The 18137-nt window shown below is 55.0% G+C and carries 16 protein-coding genes, 1 tRNA gene and 2 pseudogenes; 15 read left to right on the top strand and 4 right to left on the bottom strand.

The window, feature by feature from the left end; genetic code table 11:
• Positions 1 to 431 precede the first annotated feature (431 nt).
• The 3 genes from Pla100_RS17000 to Pla100_RS16990 form a co-directional block, all read right to left on the bottom strand.
• Positions 432 to 2036, bottom strand: coding sequence for a glycine--tRNA ligase (locus Pla100_RS17000; protein WP_146578899.1), 1605 nt, complete (start codon positions 2034 to 2036; stop codon positions 432 to 434).
• A gap of 120 nt (positions 2037 to 2156) precedes the next feature.
• Positions 2157 to 3629 carry a sigma-54-dependent transcriptional regulator gene (locus Pla100_RS16995; RefSeq protein ID WP_146578898.1) on the bottom strand — a complete coding sequence of 491 codons (1473 nt, stop codon included), beginning with the start codon at positions 3627 to 3629 and terminating at the stop codon, positions 2157 to 2159.
• A 119-nt stretch (positions 3630 to 3748) separates the two neighbouring features.
• Entirely contained in the window at positions 3749 to 4903 is a 1155-nt protein-coding gene (locus Pla100_RS16990; protein ID WP_231603157.1) for a beta-ketoacyl-ACP synthase III, read from the bottom strand.
• Positions 4904 to 5202: 299 nt separating this feature from the next.
• On the opposite strand from Pla100_RS16990, the gene Pla100_RS16985 reads away from it, so the two are divergent.
• Positions 5203 to 5276, top strand: a tRNA-Met gene (locus tag Pla100_RS16985).
• Positions 5277 to 5511: 235 nt separating this feature from the next.
• Here Pla100_RS16985 and Pla100_RS16980 read toward each other — a convergent pair.
• On the bottom strand, positions 5512 to 5817 hold the full coding sequence (locus tag Pla100_RS16980) for a hypothetical protein (RefSeq protein WP_146578897.1): 306 nt from the start codon (positions 5815 to 5817) through the stop codon (positions 5512 to 5514).
• Positions 5818 to 6216: 399 nt separating this feature from the next.
• On the opposite strand from Pla100_RS16980, the gene Pla100_RS16975 reads away from it, so the two are divergent.
• The 14 genes and pseudogenes from Pla100_RS16975 (at position 6217) to Pla100_RS16900 (ending at position 18045) form a co-directional block, all read left to right on the top strand.
• The gene (locus Pla100_RS16975; RefSeq protein WP_146578896.1) at positions 6217 to 7167 is read left to right on the top strand and encodes a restriction endonuclease; all 951 of its coding nucleotides are present in this window, start codon (positions 6217 to 6219) and stop codon (positions 7165 to 7167) included.
• Between the two features lie 929 nt (positions 7168 to 8096).
• A complete protein-coding gene (locus tag Pla100_RS16970) occupies positions 8097 to 8615 on the top strand; it encodes a four helix bundle protein (protein ID WP_146578895.1) in 519 nt (172 codons plus the stop codon).
• Positions 8616 to 8647: 32 nt separating this feature from the next.
• The gene (locus Pla100_RS16965) at positions 8648 to 9148 is read left to right on the top strand and encodes a type II toxin-antitoxin system VapC family toxin (RefSeq protein WP_146578894.1); all 501 of its coding nucleotides are present in this window, start codon (positions 8648 to 8650) and stop codon (positions 9146 to 9148) included.
• Positions 9123 to 9344, top strand: a complete 222-nt coding sequence (locus Pla100_RS16960) for a hypothetical protein (RefSeq protein WP_197168016.1) — start codon at positions 9123 to 9125, stop codon at positions 9342 to 9344. Before Pla100_RS16965 ends, Pla100_RS16960 begins: the two co-directional genes overlap by 26 nt.
• A gap of 409 nt (positions 9345 to 9753) precedes the next feature.
• A pseudogene (locus tag Pla100_RS16955) lies at positions 9754 to 10143 on the top strand (tyrosine-type recombinase/integrase); the annotation flags it as partial.
• A 14-nt stretch (positions 10144 to 10157) separates the two neighbouring features.
• Entirely contained in the window at positions 10158 to 10292 is a 135-nt protein-coding gene (locus Pla100_RS31665) for a transposase zinc-binding domain-containing protein (protein WP_231603156.1), read from the top strand.
• Positions 10288 to 11508, top strand: a pseudogene (locus tag Pla100_RS16950) (IS91 family transposase); the annotation flags it as partial. The gene Pla100_RS31665 and the pseudogene Pla100_RS16950, both read left to right, overlap by 5 nt.
• Before the next feature lie 747 nt (positions 11509 to 12255).
• Positions 12256 to 12678 (top strand): hypothetical protein, encoded by a 423-nt coding sequence (locus tag Pla100_RS16945; RefSeq protein WP_146578891.1) that lies wholly within the window; start codon positions 12256 to 12258, stop codon positions 12676 to 12678.
• A gap of 1187 nt (positions 12679 to 13865) precedes the next feature.
• Positions 13866 to 14399, top strand: coding sequence for a hypothetical protein (locus tag Pla100_RS16935; RefSeq protein WP_146578889.1), 534 nt, complete (start codon positions 13866 to 13868; stop codon positions 14397 to 14399).
• 72 nt (positions 14400 to 14471) lie between these two features.
• Positions 14472 to 14729: a hypothetical protein gene (locus tag Pla100_RS16930; protein ID WP_146578888.1), complete on the top strand. Its 258-nt coding sequence runs from the start codon at positions 14472 to 14474 to the stop codon at positions 14727 to 14729.
• Positions 14730 to 14750: 21 nt separating this feature from the next.
• Complete coding sequence (locus Pla100_RS16925) at positions 14751 to 14954, top strand: hypothetical protein (protein WP_146578887.1); 204 nt, start codon at positions 14751 to 14753, stop codon at positions 14952 to 14954.
• A gap of 350 nt (positions 14955 to 15304) precedes the next feature.
• On the top strand, positions 15305 to 15640 hold the full coding sequence (locus tag Pla100_RS31660; protein WP_231603155.1) for a four helix bundle protein: 336 nt from the start codon (positions 15305 to 15307) through the stop codon (positions 15638 to 15640).
• A gap of 1370 nt (positions 15641 to 17010) precedes the next feature.
• Entirely contained in the window at positions 17011 to 17544 is a 534-nt protein-coding gene (locus Pla100_RS16905) for a hypothetical protein (RefSeq protein WP_146578884.1), read from the top strand.
• A gap of 18 nt (positions 17545 to 17562) precedes the next feature.
• Positions 17563 to 18045 carry an MFS transporter gene (locus Pla100_RS16900; protein WP_146578883.1) on the top strand — a complete coding sequence of 161 codons (483 nt, stop codon included), beginning with the start codon at positions 17563 to 17565 and terminating at the stop codon, positions 18043 to 18045.
• Positions 18046 to 18137 lie beyond the last annotated feature (92 nt).

Raw genomic sequence — 18137 nt, 5'->3', positions numbered from 1 at the left:
CGCGGCCGTCCTTGAGGAAGGCAATGATCTTGTGAGGTGGCGACTTGTACTCGGAGATTTCTTTCGACATGCTGACCTTCCGTGGAGACCTCTATGGATCACACCATTAGAACATCTACGGAAGAAAAAGAAGACACCAAAAATCCGTGTCAACACCAAACTTTTAGCAGCCCAGCGCTAGCGGCGTGTTGATTTAATCGTAACCCGAAGCGTTAGCGAGGGATTGAACGCCGTTAATTCTCATTAAAATATCCCTCGCTCACGCTTCGGGTTTCGATGAGGATTAAATCAACAGCCCGCTAACGCCAAATCGGCTAATCCTAAAATTAAAGTTGGACGAAGCACTACCTAATCAGCCCAGCCTTTGGCCCTGAAACGCTCCCCCGACTTGCACTAGTGCGTCAGGCCAAAACGGTGATGAGACCGACCACTCATGCGTTGATGCGGTCGCGGACGACGTCGACGACTTCGTCAATCGTGATGCGGGTTTGTTCGAGCGTATCGCGGTCGCGGATCGTGACGGTTCGATCGGTCAAGGAGTCGCCATCGACGGTGATGCAATAAGGCGTGCCCGCTTCGTCTTGGCGGCGATAGCGACGACCGACAGCACCTTTGGCGTCGTAGAAAACATTGAAATGCTCCTTCAAACTGCCATAGATTTCTTGGGCAACTTCCGGCATTCCATCTTTCTTGACCAACGGGAATACGGCTGCCTTGATCGGCGCCAAACGTGGGTGAAGCTTCATCACCGTTCGCGTTTGCATCTTGCCGTTCTCATCCGGGGCTTCGTCTTCGTTGAATGCTTCGCACAAAAACGCAAGGACGCCACGATCGGCTCCGGCGGACGGTTCGATCACGTGCGGGATGAACTTCTCGTTGCTCTCTTCATCACGATAGGTCAGATCCTTGCCACTGCCGCGGTACTTAGGCTTTCCATCTTCGTTCAGCTCCACCGTCATCGGCTTGGTAGACGGGTCGAGCTTGCCTTCCATGTGAGATCGAAGATCGAAGTCGCCACGGTGGGCGATGCCTTCGAGTTCGCCGTATTCGCCTTCGGGCAAAAACGGGAACGCGTACTCGATATCAGCCGTCCCGACGCTGTAGTGAGCCAACTCCTCGGTGTGGTGTTCTCGCATAATCAACGACTCATCGGACAGGCCGAGCGATTTGTACCACGCCAAACGACGGTCACGCCAATAACCGTACCAAGCCTGTGATTGATCAGGGTGACAGAAAAACTCAATTTCCATCTGCTCGAATTCTCGCGAACGGAAGGTAAAGTTTCGCGGCGTGATTTCGTTTCGGAAACTCTTGCCGACCTGTCCGATCCCGAACGGAATCTTCACTCGCGAACTATCCAAGACGTTCTTGAAATTAACGAAAATTCCTTGCGCGGTTTCGGGGCGAAGGAACGTGGTCGCGTCGTCACCACCGAGTGCACCGAGAGTCGTCTTGAACATCAAGTTGAACTCGCGAGGTTCCGTCAACGTGCCCAGTGATTTCGCGTCGGGACCAAGGACGTTGTCGTGCGAATCGAGCTTATCCAGCGTAATCGACTCATCGCCGACGGTCAGTTCATCGGCGTTTTTAGGACGCAGTTTGAAGTACTTCATCCCACGCCGGCGGACCTCGTCGGCTTCCTGTTCGGCTTCGGCAAGCGTGGTGACGAAGATCTTGGTGTCTTGATATTCGACAAACCGACCGCGGACTTGATCGTGCCGATAGCGTTTTTTGGATTCGCGGCAATCGACCATGAAGTCATGAAACAGGTCGTAGTGGCCGCTGTTCTTCCAGACCTGCGGGTGCATGATGATCGTGCAGTCCAGGCCGACCATCTCGAATGGAGACGGGGCTCCGGCGGGCGAAACGAGCTCGTTGTGGCCGGCGATCATGTCCCGCCACCAAGCGTCCTTGAGGTTGCGTTTGAGTTCGACGCCCAGGGGACCGTAATCCCAAAAACCTTGAACGCCGCCGTAGATTTCGCTGGATTGAAACAAAAAACCTCGTCGTTTGCACAACGAGACAATGGCGTCCATGGACTTCATAGGTTCAGAGATGATGCGAGGAAAGTGGGGTGGAAAGCCGCTATTGTCGGCCATCAGCCGGTTTACGCAATGAGCCTTCCACGGACTCGGAATCGCTCGCTCGACGATCCTCTACGCGTACTGAAGACGCGGGTCATCCAACCCCAAACGTTTCATTTTCTTGTACAGCGTCGTTCGGTTGATTTCCAGCTCGTCGGCCGTCGCGACCCGGTTCCATTGATTGCGACGAAGCGACTGCAGGATGATTTCTCGCTCGGGAACTTCCAGGGCGTCTTTCAGACTTTGGCCGGCCACGGACGCCGACCAATTCAACGAAGGCGTGGCCGATGGCAACGCGGCACCTCCCCGCGATGTGAATTGCCCCAATCCCATGCCAAAATGCTGCACACGGTCCGATGGGGCGTCCGCACCCAGAACTTCCGGCGGAAGATCCTCGAGCCCTAGCTCGACGCTGCTGCTTAGGAGGACCGCCCTTTCGATCACGTTTTCCAATTGCCGCACGTTGCCCGGCCAAGCGTAAGCTTGCAACGCGTTGATCGCTTCACGATTGAACGATTCGACGCGGCGGCCCGCCGTCTCTGCGGCTTCGCGAAGAAAATGATCGACAAGCAAGGGAATGTCACCTGGACGTTCTCTTAGCGACGGCAAGACGATGTTGACGACGTTGATTCGGTAGTACAAATCCTGACGAAACGTTCCCGCCGCGACAGCCGACTCAAGATGTTCGTTCGTCGCGAGAATGACACGCGTGTCGACCTTTCGCGTTTCCATGCCGCCGAGTGGTTCGAATTGAAATTCCTGCAACACTCGCAACAGTTTGACCTGCATCGCGGGCGTGGCCGTTCCGATCTCGTCCAAGAATATCGTGCCGCCTTCGGCCAGTTCAAACTTGCCTTTGCGATCCGAGTTCGCCCCGGTATAGGCACCGGCGACGTGACCGAACAATTCGCTCTCGAGCAAGTTGTCCGGCAGCGCCCCACAGGCCACCTCGACGAACGGGCCACTCCGACGAGCACTCCGATTATGAATCGCCCGTGCGATCATGCTCTTGCCAGTCCCGTTTTCGCCGGTGATCAAGATGGATGCCTTGGCGTTGGCGACCGAATCGATCACGTCGAAAATCTTCAACATCCGATAGTCATGGCTGAGGATGTTTTCGAGCCCAGCCCGACGGTCGAGTTGTTGACGCAGGACCTCGTTCTCTTGTTCGATCTTATGATGATTGATCGCTCGATCGATCGCCAACAACAACTCGTCGTCGATGACGGGCTTGGTCAGCAAGTCAAACGCCCCCGCCCGAACGGCTTCGACCGCCGTGTCGGGAGTGGCGTAACCGGTCATCACCAATATCGCCGTATCGCTGTGGTTCTTTGCGGCATAGCGAACCAAGCCCAAACCATCGTCGTCACCCAAACGCAAGTCCGTGATGATCAATTCAAACGAACGCTCGGCGAGTCGCTGTTTGGCTTGGTTGACGCTCGCGGCGACGTTCACGTCGAAACCGACCTCTTGCAGCCAATCGGCCAAAGAGTCCGCGAGGTGGTAATCGTCGTCAACGAGCAGGATGCGGGGGTCGTTGGGCATGGGATGTTCCGAGGCACTGATAGCAAGAAGGCTACCTATTCCTAGGTCGAAAAACCCCTTCGGTCAAAAAAACACCACGAATGTTTCCTTAAATCAACATCGCTGGACGTCAACGGACGCTACCACCTCAGCAAAACCGTTCCCCAAGCCAACCCCGCACCGAAACCGCTCATCAGGACCAGATCGCCTCGTTTCAATCGTCCAGCCCGGGCGGCTTCGTCGAGTGCCAACGGGATGCTTGCCGCCGAGGTATTTCCGTATTGATCCAGGTTCACAAAAACCTTGGCTGGATCCACGTTCAGGTCCGAGACCGCCGAATCGATGATTCGCTGGTTGGCTTGATGCAGGATCAACAAGTCCAGATCTTGAGCCGTCACGCCTGCGGCACGAAGCACGTCCTGGATGCTTTCGTCGACCACGCGCACCGCCCATTTGAAGACGTTGCGTCCGTCCATCGCCATGTAATGTTGTTTCGCCGCATGGGCCTCCGGCGTCAAAAGCTGCCGACTGCCCCCGGCGGGAATGCACAATAAGCCCGCTCCGGCCCCCTCGCTGCCGAGTTGGTAAGCCAACAAGCCGTCCGCTGGTGCGGCGTCATGGTTGTCGCTGCTCGCCGCTTCGCCGCTCCCCGTGCTAGTTAAGATGACCGCGCCTGCGGCGTCGCCGAATAAAGGGTAAATCTTTTTGTCGTCCGGATCGATCGTGCGGCTCATCAAATCGCTGCCGACGACCAACACGTTCTTCGCATTGCCCATCGCCACGAACTGGGACGCCGTCACCAACGCGTAAGTAAACCCGGAACAGGCGACCCCCATGTCCATCGCGGGGGCGGAGAGTTTCAAGCGGGACTGCAGGATCGATGCGGTCGACGGCGTCGGATAATCCGGCGTAATCGTTGCAACGATTACCAAGTCCACGTCGGCGGCCGAAAACTTAGGATTAATCGATTGAGCATTTTCCAAACAACGCGTCGCGGCATGGAAACACATGTCGCTGGTCGCTTGGTTGTGATCGGCGTGGCGACGGGCACGGATTCCGGTACGGCGAACGATCCATTCGCTGTCGCACCCCAGCGCCGCCATGTCTTCGTTGGAAACGACTCGGTCGGGGACATACGATCCTGTCCCAGCGATCCGCACGCCCGACACTTTTCCCAACCTACCGTGCCGGGTGACAGGCGATTGGGTGATCATCGAAGGATCGTCCGAAGGCGTTTCACCCGCCGAAGGAACAACGGGGGTGTCCGTGACGACAGCATCAGGTTCAACGGGCAACGGAAAAATCCTTCGTGGCGAAATCGGATGACTCAGAACCGTTCTGAAAATATTTGCAGGCGGCATCGGCCTTGAGCCTGCGATCGATTCGGAACCGGTTTTGATCGTTAAACGGGAAAAATCGCATTCTCAATCAGCGATCGGCCAAAATCATAGACAAAACCACGAAAGCGCAACATACTAGCCATCTGGGTCAGACGGCTTTTCAAGGAAAGCAATTTTGCGTAAGTTTCCCAAATCGCAGGGCCGATAACCAATCGGTCGGCTTTTCCATCGGTCCAAAAATGGACCATCCAAACGGCGGCATAGCTCAGCTGGTTAGAGCAGCGGAATCATAATCCGCGTGTCGGGGGTTCGAGTCCCTCTGCCGCTACTTCCGGGGTCGACACCCCGAGACAATCCAAGCCAAACCCCGAAAAACCCGGGGTTTGGCTTTTTTGGGCACCCCCTGTCTACCAGGCTGTTGATTTAATCGTAACCCGATGCGTCAGCGAGGGATTGCACGCCATTAAATCTCTTTTAAGTCTCTCTCGACAAGGCTTCGAGCTTCGTGTGGATGAGCTTGAAATCATCAATTGAGCCAGCCTCCACCTGGCGGCGGTAGTACATCAACGAGTCAATATTCTGAGTCGTTTCCAAGCCGGCGACTTACGCCGCAGATGAACTCGCAAGAACGCGATCGTATCATCGGGAGTAAACTCCCGCGTCGGTTGCGGCTTGCGACCGTGGAAACGACACAGGTTCGCAAACCAAATCTTCGACAACTTTTCCTGAGCTTGGTGCCAACTCCCATCAGCACGATCCGTTCGTGTCATCGAACGCCCCTCCGCTGTGATCCGATTCGGCAAAACGCATTCGCCGAACCGTCCGTGCAGAATCGACTCAATCCCGTCATCCGTGATCATCAACGACAACCACGGCCCTCTCCAGCGACCCGCCTCACCGCGTCGAACACACTTCCAGAGAAAACAGTGCCAAAGGCTCTGGGAGGCGAGGATTCAGCCGTGCTGCTAACGGAACGCCGCGCTACGGGGTCGATTGTTCGCGCCACCCTGAAGAAGGTCAACCCAACACCAAATTGCATTTCAAAAAAATTGCTTGACCCACGATCGGGGAGGCCGGATACTGGCCTTCCGACCGACCCGGCGATAAGTCCGGCCACCCGGAGATAAGTCCTCATGCAACCGGCGATAACACCCCACCTGTCACCCAGGAAGCCGAAGGCACACCCAGTGATAACACCCTTCTCGCGCCCTTATCTCTGGAACAACCGGGGATAATTACCTCGTTATGCCGCTAAGGATGGCCTCTTAATGATCGTCGACTTTAAAGAAATTCCGGCAGCTAACTCATCGGACGGACAGCAAGACCAATTCGAGTTGTTCGCTCGTGAATTCTTGCAGGGTATGGGATACACAATTCTCGAACAGCCAGATCGCGGGGCGGACGGCGGCAAGGACATCCTCGTTCAAGAGTCGTTACGTGGAATTAACAAATCCCACGACATAAAGTGGCTCGTCAGCGCAAAGCACTATGCTCATTCCGGCGGTTCCGTGAAACCAACGGATGAAATCAATATTCGAGAACGTGTCGAACGATTTAACGCGGATGGATTTCTTGGCTTCTATTCGACACTGCCCAGTACTGGACTCAATGGAACTCTAACCGGATTGGTCGCGCACATCCTGACCGACCACTTTGACAGTGCCGCCATCGAACGATACTTGACCACGCATAAATCACTTGGTGACGTGTTCCGCCGTTTCTTTCCTGCATCGTATCAATCGTTTCAAAAATCCGGAGGCTATCGTGATTCCGATTTGTGTTTTCCGATTGTGGACTTCAAGCTCATCCAAGACGCGAAAACGAAACAGTTTGGGCCGGTGACTCCGCTTGTATCATTGCACGGCGAACATGTCTTAAAGAACGTGCGATACTCAATTGAAGAATCGCTTTATACAATCACTCTTCAGAATCCTGTGCTTTCTCGTTCCAACGGAGAAATCACTCTCTATTTGGACACGGATACTGCGCTAAACACCTTTTCGATTCCAGAACGGGAAAATCCGTTCCTGTCAATACATTGCCTAGTTGCAACTGATCGAGGAACATTTTCACAAAACACCACGGCAGTTGTGACTACGAATCCGCCTACGTTTGATTTACAACATACATCCGTGCATCGTGGCGACCGAATGTTGTTCACCCGACATAAAGCGCACGGCACGAACCCGCCACAATACGTCGACACCGTTCATGTATGATCGCGGCATAACAAAAAAAATCGGGATAGGGGCCCGGTTGCCCGGGACCCCTCCCACACCACCGTACATGCGGGTCCGCATACGGCGGTTGAGCACGAGTTTTAAATCGCCATGTTGCCATGACGACCCAAGCCATTGGGACCGTTGTCATGCCGCTTAGAAAACGCCGTACGGCGATGATTCTTTCGCGAATGACAACGGACACGTACTTGCTCGTTCCCTTCGGGCCTTCGACGACCGCGTGGGTCGAATACTATGCCCTCTGCTGACTTCTCTTTGCACGAGGTGCGTTGCCGCACTCGTCCCGCCTTTCGGGCAAGCCCTACTCACGGGTACGCATCGAGATCTCCCCAAATAAGGGACGTCGCGGATTGATGCGATCGCACCGAGACACGTGATCTGTCCCCGCCCAAGTGCCCGATCTACCTGCGCCCGTTCTTCCGGTTTGGTTTCGTGGTCAGCAGCCCACTCACCTCGAGTCGTCGGCCTCGTATCGGGTTTCTGTTCGTCACCTGGCGGGTCTTGGCGTGAATGTGGCTGGGACGGTTTGCGTTAAAACTCGCCTGATTCGGTCATTGTTGAACCAGAGCTGTTCTCGGCGTTTTCCAGCTTCACGAGCACATTCGCAGGCTTCCTCCCCACGGTTGGTCACCCTTCCGCAGTTGCCCTCGCCTCGTACTGTCTTTCTTCTGAGTTACATTTGGTATACTGCCTCGTCGTGAAAGAAACCGGAACTAAGTACAGGGGACTTTCACCCCACAAGATCACGCCCATGTTGGGCGTACTGCAACGGAGCCGCGAGATGCTGTCTCGGCAGGGGTTGCGTTGTCACGCACGGCCCGCTGATGGCCACCGTTCTGGCACAAAGTGCCCATCGTGCTCGTGCTCAGTGAAACGGTGCTCGTGCTCGTAATCGAAAAGGGGCATTGATGAACGATCCAATCTTTGACCACAATCGACTCGACGTTTACCGCCTGTCCATCGAGTATGTTTCCGCGGCTTTCGAGATTTCCAAAACGCTGAGCGGCTTGCATCGCCACGCCCGCGACCAATGGCTTCGCGCGGCGCAATCCATTCCGCTCAACATCGCCGAGGGCAACGGCAAACGAAGCTTGAAGGATCGTGCTCGTTTTCTCGACATCGCTCGCGGGTCAGCGTTTGAATGCGCTGCGATCCAAGATGTGCTCGCTGTGTCCGGTGGATTGGATAACAAGACAAGCCGTGACATGAAGCTGAAGCTCAAACGAGTCGTCTCGATGTTGACTCGGATGGCGATCAAGTTTGACGGGGTCAAAGAGCCATCGTACAACTATCTGGTGGCGATCGATTACGAGCACGAGCACCGCGAGGCTGAGCACGAGCACGAACGAAAGCCAGAACCAGGCCGTGCACCTAAGGACGGCTTGCGCGGTTTTACAAATGGAAACTCAATCGTTTGCCCTAGGTGACGACTCGCGTTCGTCGATGATAGAATAGCGTCATGGACAAACTCTATATCGAAACTTCAGTCGTCAGTTACGCGACTGCGTGGCCTAGTCGTGACATCGCGATTGCTGGACTCCAGCAGCAAGCCCGTGATTGGTGGGCGAATGAGCGGCATGCGTTCGAGCTAGTCACGTCACAACTTACGCTCGACGAGGCTGGTGATGGCGACCCGTCGGCTGCGGCTGATCGCCTCAAACTTCTTGATGGGCTGCCGTTAGTTGACATTGACCAAAATGTCGAAGCACTGGCACATCGCCTAATCGACGCCCACACAATGCCCGAAAAGGCCATGGCTGATGCGTTTCACGTTGCCGCTGCGGCATTGGGCGGTGTAAAATACTTACTGACGCTAAACTGCCGACACATCGCTAATGCGCATGAGCTTCCACGAATCTACAATTTGCTTGATGCGGAGGGGTTGGGGCAATTGCTAATCTGTACACCGACCGAATTCTTGGGGAATGATGACGATGACGACCAACCAGATTCTCGATGACTTGCATAATACACGCCGGAGGCTGCTCGCCGACGCAGGAGGGACGATCGAGGGACTTGGTGCTGCTTTGCGAAAACGCCAACAGGCATCAGGACGCCGCATTCTGAAGACACGACGAACCATCCGATGCACCGAAGCGGCGAAGTCCGGCGATTCGGCAGTTGAGAATCAACCGTCGCCGCTCGGTGATCGGTAACGTTGAACTTAATCGAACTGCTCCGGTGCACGGCGTGGTCTCTGTGTACGCCGTGGTGATGGGGTAACGCTGGTTGGGAGGTTCCGCTTGCACGCAGTGACCCATCGGCACTGGCACGCTTCCTGCGTGGTGGAAGGCTGGCGTCCATACCAGCCATGCGCTCATTGAAACGCTCGGCTACGCCGCTGTTTTTCTTTTTTTTCTTTTCGCTAACGCGACTCCCCGCCCGGTCAGGATCAGCCAAAACCGGCGAACGAATCTGACGATTCTTACGGCAAACTATTGTGGCCGTTTGACGGTTAAAGCGATTAAAGAGGTTGCGATTTTTGTAACGGCAATTGCAATGGGTTTCTAACTGATCGGACACACGTCGTGTTCCGACAGAACACTCTCCACTGAGAAAGAACCCTTGACGCCGTACTCCGGCGGACTCCGGTTCTCCGAAGGAGCCAATCTCAGGATCGCTGATATCGACTCGGATCGAATGATGATTCGGATCGCGTGCGGGAAGGGACGAAAGGAGCGGCTCGTGCCGCTCTCACCGAGGCTCTTGAAAGAGCTCAGGATCTACTGGAAACAGTACAGGCCGACCGACCTGTTGTTCCCGGGCAAGTCGAAGAACAAGACCTATGCCGATACGACGATCCAAAAGGCGATCAAGGTCGCCGCGATCAAGGCGGGAATCAAGAAGCGGGTTTATCCTCACGTGCTCAGGCATTCGTACGCGACCGGACTGCTCGAGGCCGGCGTGGACTTGCTGACGATCAGCAAGCAGCTCGGCCACGCCAGTTTCGTGACCACGATGATTTATCCTTGTGCCGCACGCATGTCATGGGCGGGCGAAAGTTCCAGTGCCGCGACTGCGATGAGATCACGTCGCGGTACAACTCCTGCGGAGACCGGCACTGCCCCCGCTTCGCAGTCGTAAACTCAGTGCAGTGGTGGTAAACGCACAGACTTCCACGACAAGGCGTTCAAGTTGATTCTGCCTGGGGTCACGTACTATCAGGTCGTGTTCACCCTGCCGAGCGAACTGTCGGAGTTGGCATTGGCCAACCGTCACGAGATGGCCGACCTGCTGGTGGGGTCGGCCTGGAAGACGCTGTCCAAGCAGATCAAGTCTGAACAGGATTACGACCCGGCGGCGATCTCGGTGCTGCACACTTGGAACCAAAAGCTCGACTCGCACTGGCATGTGCATCTGCTGGTTCCCGGCGAAGGGCCTTCGCTCAGCGGACCGACTTGGAAACGAGCCCTATCGCCCGTCGACTCGGCCAGTTCCGACGGGTATCACTTGGTCCGTGTCGATCCCCTTCGGCAAGCGTATCGCAGACGCGCGATCGCGAAGTTGCAGCGACTGCGTCGCTCGGGCAAGCTGAACTTCGGCGGCAAGTTTGAATCGCTTCGAAACGATGCGGACTGGGACGCGTTCATCGAGAAGCTGGAATCTAAAAAATGGGTGGCCTTTATCCAACCGCCGCCGAGCGAATCGAGCAGCGCCAATCAAGTGGTTCGTTACTTGACCCGTTACTTAACGGGCGGTCCGATCAGTGACCGTCGGATCAGGGCGGCTGATTCGAAAGAGGTGACCTTCATGGCTCGAGAAGGAGCGCGCACTGGCGGGGAGCGGAGCCAGGTCCCCATCACGCTGAGCACCACAGAGTTCATTCAAAAGTGGTGCCTTCACGTTCAGCCGAACCAGCTTACGAAAACGCGGTACTTCGGCGGTTGGTGCAACCAGCGTCAAGCCGCCTATCGAAGTCGCTGCGAGGAGCTGTTCAGCGCATTAGACCACTCATACGACTCAATTGATCCGTTGGAAACAGCGGGCGATCTTACCAATCACTGTGCGGACCTGTTGTGCCCCGCCTACGGCAGTGACCGAATGGAGTTGATCGAGCAGACGCCAAAGCCGACGTGGGCGGAACTGTTGGATCGCGAGAGCGACGCGTGTCCGGCTTGGTACGGAGCGATTCAGCAAATGGACTTTGTCCGGATGCTGTGGGATAAGTATGGCATCGGTTGCGAGGACTGGGACATGCGAAACGCATTAGAAAGTGCAAAGGCCCTGGAGCCGAAACGATCGAGCAATGATCAGTTGAGGCTGCCCGGTTTTTGGCGTCCCGACCCCCTTGTCGCGTTCGATCTGATAGACTCAAGATAACGCTCCGCCCGGCTGAATCCCCTTGCGGCGACAAAGCTCAACGCACGATCTATCCGAAAGTCAGGCGGCCGGCTCAACTAGCAAGTTGAGCTTTTTTAACGCCTGACCATCGGATAGATCGCATTTCGTTTTATCCGACTGAATGATGCGCACGTTCCCCAATCCTCGCAGGTGCCCAAGATGCAAGCATCGCTTTGAAGACGCAGGCGAGGTTTGCACCTGCCCTGAATGCGAATACCGGTTCGTACGCGGTGAACCGTACCCGCGACCCGGCCCGCCCCCGCGAGAAATCGACGTCTTTGCGTCAAGTGTCTCCGCTGAAATCGCTGACCAAGAATACATTGATGTCGTGTTGAGCAATGCACCATCATTCACACTCTCTTTTCATGAGGCGGCTAGAAAACGCGTCCGCCGTGTGACGGGCCAATCGCGTGGTGTATCAGATGGTACGGTTTCTGCCACGCGGTTGACCTACAATGACCATAGCGCGTCGTGCACTATTGACCAGCGCATAAGCTGCCGACTTGAAAACGGAAAACTGGTTCTCGTATGCTGCGATTCGGTATACCTGGGGCCGACCCGGATCACCGTGACTTTCGCAGAACTTGAGGACTACGAGACCTTCAAATCCCTATTTCTTGAATGCCTACGCGCATCCAATGTCGCTGTGTGAATGTGCATTTTGCGAAAAATTGCATTTCGGATTTGAGTTCACCTGTCTGCCGTTCCCCGACTGAAAGGCGAGCATTGATCCGAATCACGACTCTATCGCTATTTGCGATTCTGTTCGCGGGCTGCGATGGCGGCAGACCGATGACGAACCGAACGATCGACATCTATGCAAACACGCGGTTGCAGTCTGCAGGAATTTCGTTTCCAGACGGAAGAAGCCTGGGATTTGGTCCGGATGAATACGATCGGTTTGGAGATCTGATGCGATGCCTCAAGCCGATTGAGGAGGTTAAGGAAAAATCTCCGACTTTCAATGGTGACTATGCTTTGTCATGGTTCGCTGGCATGGACCCCGCAACGATTCGTGTAAGGGTGCTAGAGACTGGAAAGCTGAGATATACTCTCGACGACTATTGCTACACTGGTGGTAACGCGAAGCGGTTCAAGGAACTGGCCGACTCCCTGCTAGAAACGTACGCTGACCGCCTACGTGACTAGTCATAGCGGGGAACCATCACGTGCACCGAAGAACGGCTTGCGCGTTAACTCGAATGGAATCTCAACCGTCCGTCCTCGGTGACGGGTACCGTTCTTGCTCGCAGTACCCACATTCTATTCACGCGTCATGCTGAGGCCCCCGGTGGCCTCGTGCCACCGGAGCCAACGCTTCGTCAGCTAACCACGAGCTCCAACCTCTACACGACCCCGGCCGCCTCGTGCGGCCGGTGAAGCAGCCTCCCGTAGCTAACGAAACTTTGCTTCCGGTCGGGCGAGCCGACCGGGGAGCAACGAGTGGATAGCGGTGCGAGTTAGCCTGGGAATCTACGCTTCCGGTTGGACGAGCCAACCGGGGAGCTGTCAACGGATTGTTGCAGACGTATGTTGCATCCGGTAGGCTGGTAAGCGATGTGGAGTGGATCGCCGAGATCGTCCTGCGGTGACATGTCCACTGTACCGCTCGCGGACATGGCCGTCGTAGCGAGAACAAGACGAATCGGGATAGGGGCCCGGTTGCCCGGGACCCCTCCCACACTACCGTACATGCGGGTCCGCATACGGCGGTTGAGCACGAGTTTTAAATCGCCATGTTGCCATGACGACCCAAGCCATTGGGACCGTTGTCATGCCGCTTAGAAAACGCCGTACGGCGATGATTCTTTCGCGAATGACAACGGACACGTACTTGCTCGTTCCCTTCGGGCCTTCGACGACCGCGTGGGTCGAATACTATGCCCTCTGCTGACTTCTCTTTGCACGAGGTGCGTTGCCGCACTCGTCCCGCCTTCCGGTTCGGCTTCGCGGTCAGCAGCCCGCTCGCCTGGAGTCATCGGCCTCATATCGAGTTTCTGTTCGTCACCTGGCGGGTCTTGGCGTGAAGATGTCCAGCGACGTTTCTTTGCTGGCTTACCGATCATCTTCGCAGGCTTCCTTCCCACGGTTGGTCACCCTTCCGCAGTTGCCCTCGCCTCGTACTGTCTTTCTTCTGAGTTACATTTGGTATACTGCCTCGTCGTGAAAGAAACCGGAACTAAGTACAGGGGACTTTCACCCCACAAGATCACGCCCATGTTGGGCGTACTGCACCCCAGTCGCGGAGTCGTCGTTTTTGACAATGGAGAATCAACTCCCGCGACTCGGTTATCGCGACCGTTCTGTCACTAAGGTACTTACGCACAAAATCAACCATGGGCGATGACGGACTAAAACTAACTTCGCCGCTGCACTTGGTGACCGGTGGCTGGGATTGCTGGCGATGCGGCAGTCAGATGGAAGTCGTTGCGATACTCTGCGAGAACACCGCAGAGCCTGACATGGGTTCGTTCATCCTGTCTTCGACGGCAACGCTTCCAATCCATGTCGTTGAGTTTGTCCAACGCCGTTGCCCAACCTTCCGCCTTACGTTCTCAAAAACGGTTCGCGCAAAATACTATGCCAATAATTGTCCGAATTGTGGTGTGATTTCCGGTGACTTTTTTCTGCACAGCGAACCCGGAGCACCATTCTTCCCGACCGAAGAAGATGAGGCTCGATCCTTAACGCTCGAACAAATCCCTCTGTCGGAACCCGTCATCATCGACTCCGGATGCGGTTACGGAACCGGCGAATTGATCCTACAATTTGCGAAGCGAATCAATCGTGACAATGACTTCGCGCCGAAAAGCGTGACAGAAAAAAGCGATGCACCCAAGTCGCCGGTCGGCGGCGAATTTGAATCATAGCTTTTTGACGGCGACTGGGTGATCGCCACCGTTCGTCGACATTCGACGTGGAGTCACAATCGAGACAATAACATGGCACGAACAAAATCCAGTTTTACGCTAATCTCAAGAGATGAGTACATCGAACGCTTTTTGACGGCGAACCCGTCTGAACACCGCAGTGATGTCGCTTTGCGTTTGGACGCCGCGATTGCTGCTTACGAAGATGATAGGCGATGTAGTTGCGGTGCGGCGATATGGATTGTCGGCTCCGCAGAAGCTGGGTACGGATGCTTCACTTGTATCACCGGAGACGCGACACCAGACAATGACTACGAGATCGACGTTTGATACCAAATGGATCGATTATTGATGAAATCACTCTTGCTTGGTCAGTTCGTCTACCTTGATGGCAGTGGTGACGGTGTCGTTGGGATGCTACCTGACGGCGTCAATGCGGCAGACGATCATGTCGGCGTTTGGTTTGGAACAACGACGGATGAAGGAAGTCCAATAGTTAGCAGTGTTCCCGTCGAGTACTTAACGTCCGCCCCGGAGCCCAGAATCCAACACTGACAATCGATGAACAAAGCGTTGGATGCGGAACCGCCGATCGCGTTTTTTCTGAAGTCAAAGTTGATTGGCGGTGGCCCGGTAAACGCCAACGTTCTGGCCATGAGGTGCTCCATGGTGCTCGTGCTCAGTGAAGCGGTGCTCGTGCTCGTAGTCGAACAGCAGCTTTGATGAACGATCCAATCTTCTACCACGATCGACTGAATGTTTACCGTCTGTCCATCGAGTATAATTCGGCGGCTTTCGAGATTTCAAAATCGCTGAACGGTTTGCATCGCCACGCTCGTGATCAATGGCTCTGTGCGGCGTAATCGATTCCTCTGAACATCGCCGAGGGCAATGGCAAGCGAAGCGTGAGGGGTCGTGCTAGTTTTCTCGACATCGCTCGCGGGTCAGCCTTTGAATGCGCTGCGATCCAAGATGTGCTCGTTGTGTCCGGTGGGTTGGATATCGAGACAAGCCGTGACATGAAGCTGAAGCTCAAACGAGTCGTCTCGATGTTGACTCGGATCGCGATCAAGTTTGACGGGGTCGGGGAACCAGCGGTAGACTATGCGGCGGTGATCGATTACGAGCACGAGCACCGCGATGCTGAGCACGAGCACGAACGAAAGCCAGAACCAGGCCGTGCACCTAAGGACGGCTTGCGAGGTATTACCAATGGAAACTCAATCGTCCGTCCCAGGTGACGACGTAGCGTTCGCCCAATTGAGCGACTTACTGCCAACTGTTCATGCACAACCCATACGAACCTTCAACAGCGAAGCCAAACGCCTCGCTGTCTGACACCGAAAGTCGATCGCCAGTTGCATTGTCGGTCTACAAATGGGTGCTAGCGTTGATCGGTGTCGCACTCTTTTGCTCAACCCCATGGCGAGACAAACATTTCTACTACACAATCGCCGACAAAGAAGGATTTGGTACGACGACTGACTCGGTCGCTGTTGGAATTGCTGGATCGGTGATTTCAACCGGATTTTTCTTTCCCGTCGCCGTCGCCCTAATTGGCATCGGTATTGGGCGGTGCACTCGGATTCAGCTGTTTCCCCGTTTCGATCGCTTCACGTACGGGTGGGGCACATTTGCCACGGTTGTCTTGATCGGCATGTTGCTTATTGAATCCGGATACGTGACCTATTCGATGCGATACTCACATCATATCGGTACGCTGATCCGATCATGCGTCTATATTGGCTTCGTGTATTTGTGGTGGTGTTGCTCGCTCTGTCACAGGCAACCCAAGCAAACGGGCGAACCATGCGAATCGGGATAGGGGCCCGGTTGCCCGGGACCCCTCCCACACCACCGTACATGCGGGTCCGCATACGGCGGTTGAGCACGAGTTTTAAATCGCCATGTTGCCATGACGACTCAAGCCATTGGGGCCCTTCTCATGCCGCTTAGAAAACGCCGTACGGCGATGATTCTGTCGCGAATGACAACGGACACGTACTTGCTCGTTCCCTTCGGGCCTTCGACGACCGCGTGGGTCGAATACTATGCCCTCTGCTGACTTCTCTTTGCACGAGGTGCGTTGCCGCACTCGTCCCGCCTTTCGGTTCGGCTTCGCGGTCAGCAGCCCGCTCGCCTGGAGTCATCGGCCTCATATCGAGTTTCTGTTCGTAACCTGGCGGGTCTTGGCGTGAAGATGCCCAGCGACGTTTCATTGCTGGCTTACCGATCACCTTCGCAGGCTTCCTTCCCACGGTTGGTCACCCTTCCGCAGTTGCCCTCGCCTCGTACTGTCTTTCTTCTGAGTTACATTTGGTATACTGCCTCGTCGTGAAAGAAACCGGAACTAAGAACGTGTTTTAAAAAGGGGTCTGACCCTCTCCGGCGAGGCCAAAAACCCAATGAAATCGACTCGCCTCCAAAGGGTCAGACCCCTTTTTAAAACACGTTCTTAGTATAGGGGACTTTCACCCCACAAGATCACGCCCATGTTGGGCGTACTGCACCCAAGTCGCGGAGTCGTCGTTTTTGACAATGGAAAATCAACTCCTGCGACGCGGTTATCGCGGCCGTTCTGTCACTAAGGTACTTACGCACAAAATCAACCATGGGCGATGACGAACTAAAACTAACTTCGCCGCTGCACTTGGTGACCGGTGGCTGGGATTGCTGGCGATGCGGCAGTCAGATGGAAGTCGTTGCGATACTCTGCGAGAACACCGCAGAGCCTGACATGGGTTCGTTCATCCTGTCTTCGACAGCAACGCTTCCAATCCATGTCGTTGAGTTTGTCCAACGCCGTTGCCCAACCTTCCGCCTTACGTTCTCAAAAACGGTTCGCGCAGAATACTATGCCAATAATTGTCCGAATTGTGGTGTGATTTCCGGTGACTTTTTTCTGCACAGCGAACCCGGAGCACCATTCTTCCCGACCGAAGAAGATGAGGCTCGATCCTTAACGCTCGAACAAATCCCTCTGTCGGAACCCGTCATCATCGACTCCGGATGCGGTTACGGAACCGGCGAATTGATCCTACAATTTGCGAAGCGAATCAATCGTGACAATGACTTCGCGCCGAAAAGCGTGACAGAACAAAGCGATGCACCCAAGTCGCCGGTCGGCGGCGAATTTGAATCATAGCTTTTTGACGGCGACTGGGTGATCGCCACCGTTCCCCAATGCAGATCGCTTCCGCCATTTTCAACTCCAACAACATCTGAGTACCGCGAATTGCCTAACCCGTATCACTCGAGTAGTGCGTCACACCCTATTAGTACGCCGAATCACGTAACCGCGCGTCGCATCATCGTCGGAATCGCAATTTTCATGGTTGCACAGTCTCTAGTTTTGATGCTGCTGCAATTTTTGATGTTTGGAAATTCACCAGGTGTCACTCAAGTAGTTAGACTTGCCCTCACTGCGTTGCTCGCATTTTTCCTGTTCGCTGGCAGCAATATCGCTCGATGGCTTTCCATAATGTTTTACGGTTTCTGGGCTGCCATGTCCGCAATGGCACTTCCGGCCGTCTATGGGAAACAGGGACTTGTCTTCACGCTCGTCCTGGGGCTGCTTGTGATCGCAAATGCCGCTATTCCTGTATTGCTGAAGGCTCCTCCCGGAATTGATGATCAGTTTTCGTGATCACTGTGCCCGCCATGATGTGGGTAACCAATAAGGATTTGACTCCGCGGCGAGGCGTGGTTTGAGTTCGAATTTTTTTCTCGGCTGGTCGG

It is taken from the genome of Neorhodopirellula pilleata (genome assembly GCF_007859915.1).
GTDB lineage: Bacteria > Planctomycetota > Planctomycetia > Pirellulales > Pirellulaceae > Rhodopirellula > Rhodopirellula pilleata.
The sequence above is the reverse complement of the archived record's forward strand: the minus strand, read 5'-3'. Positions and strand labels throughout refer to the sequence as shown.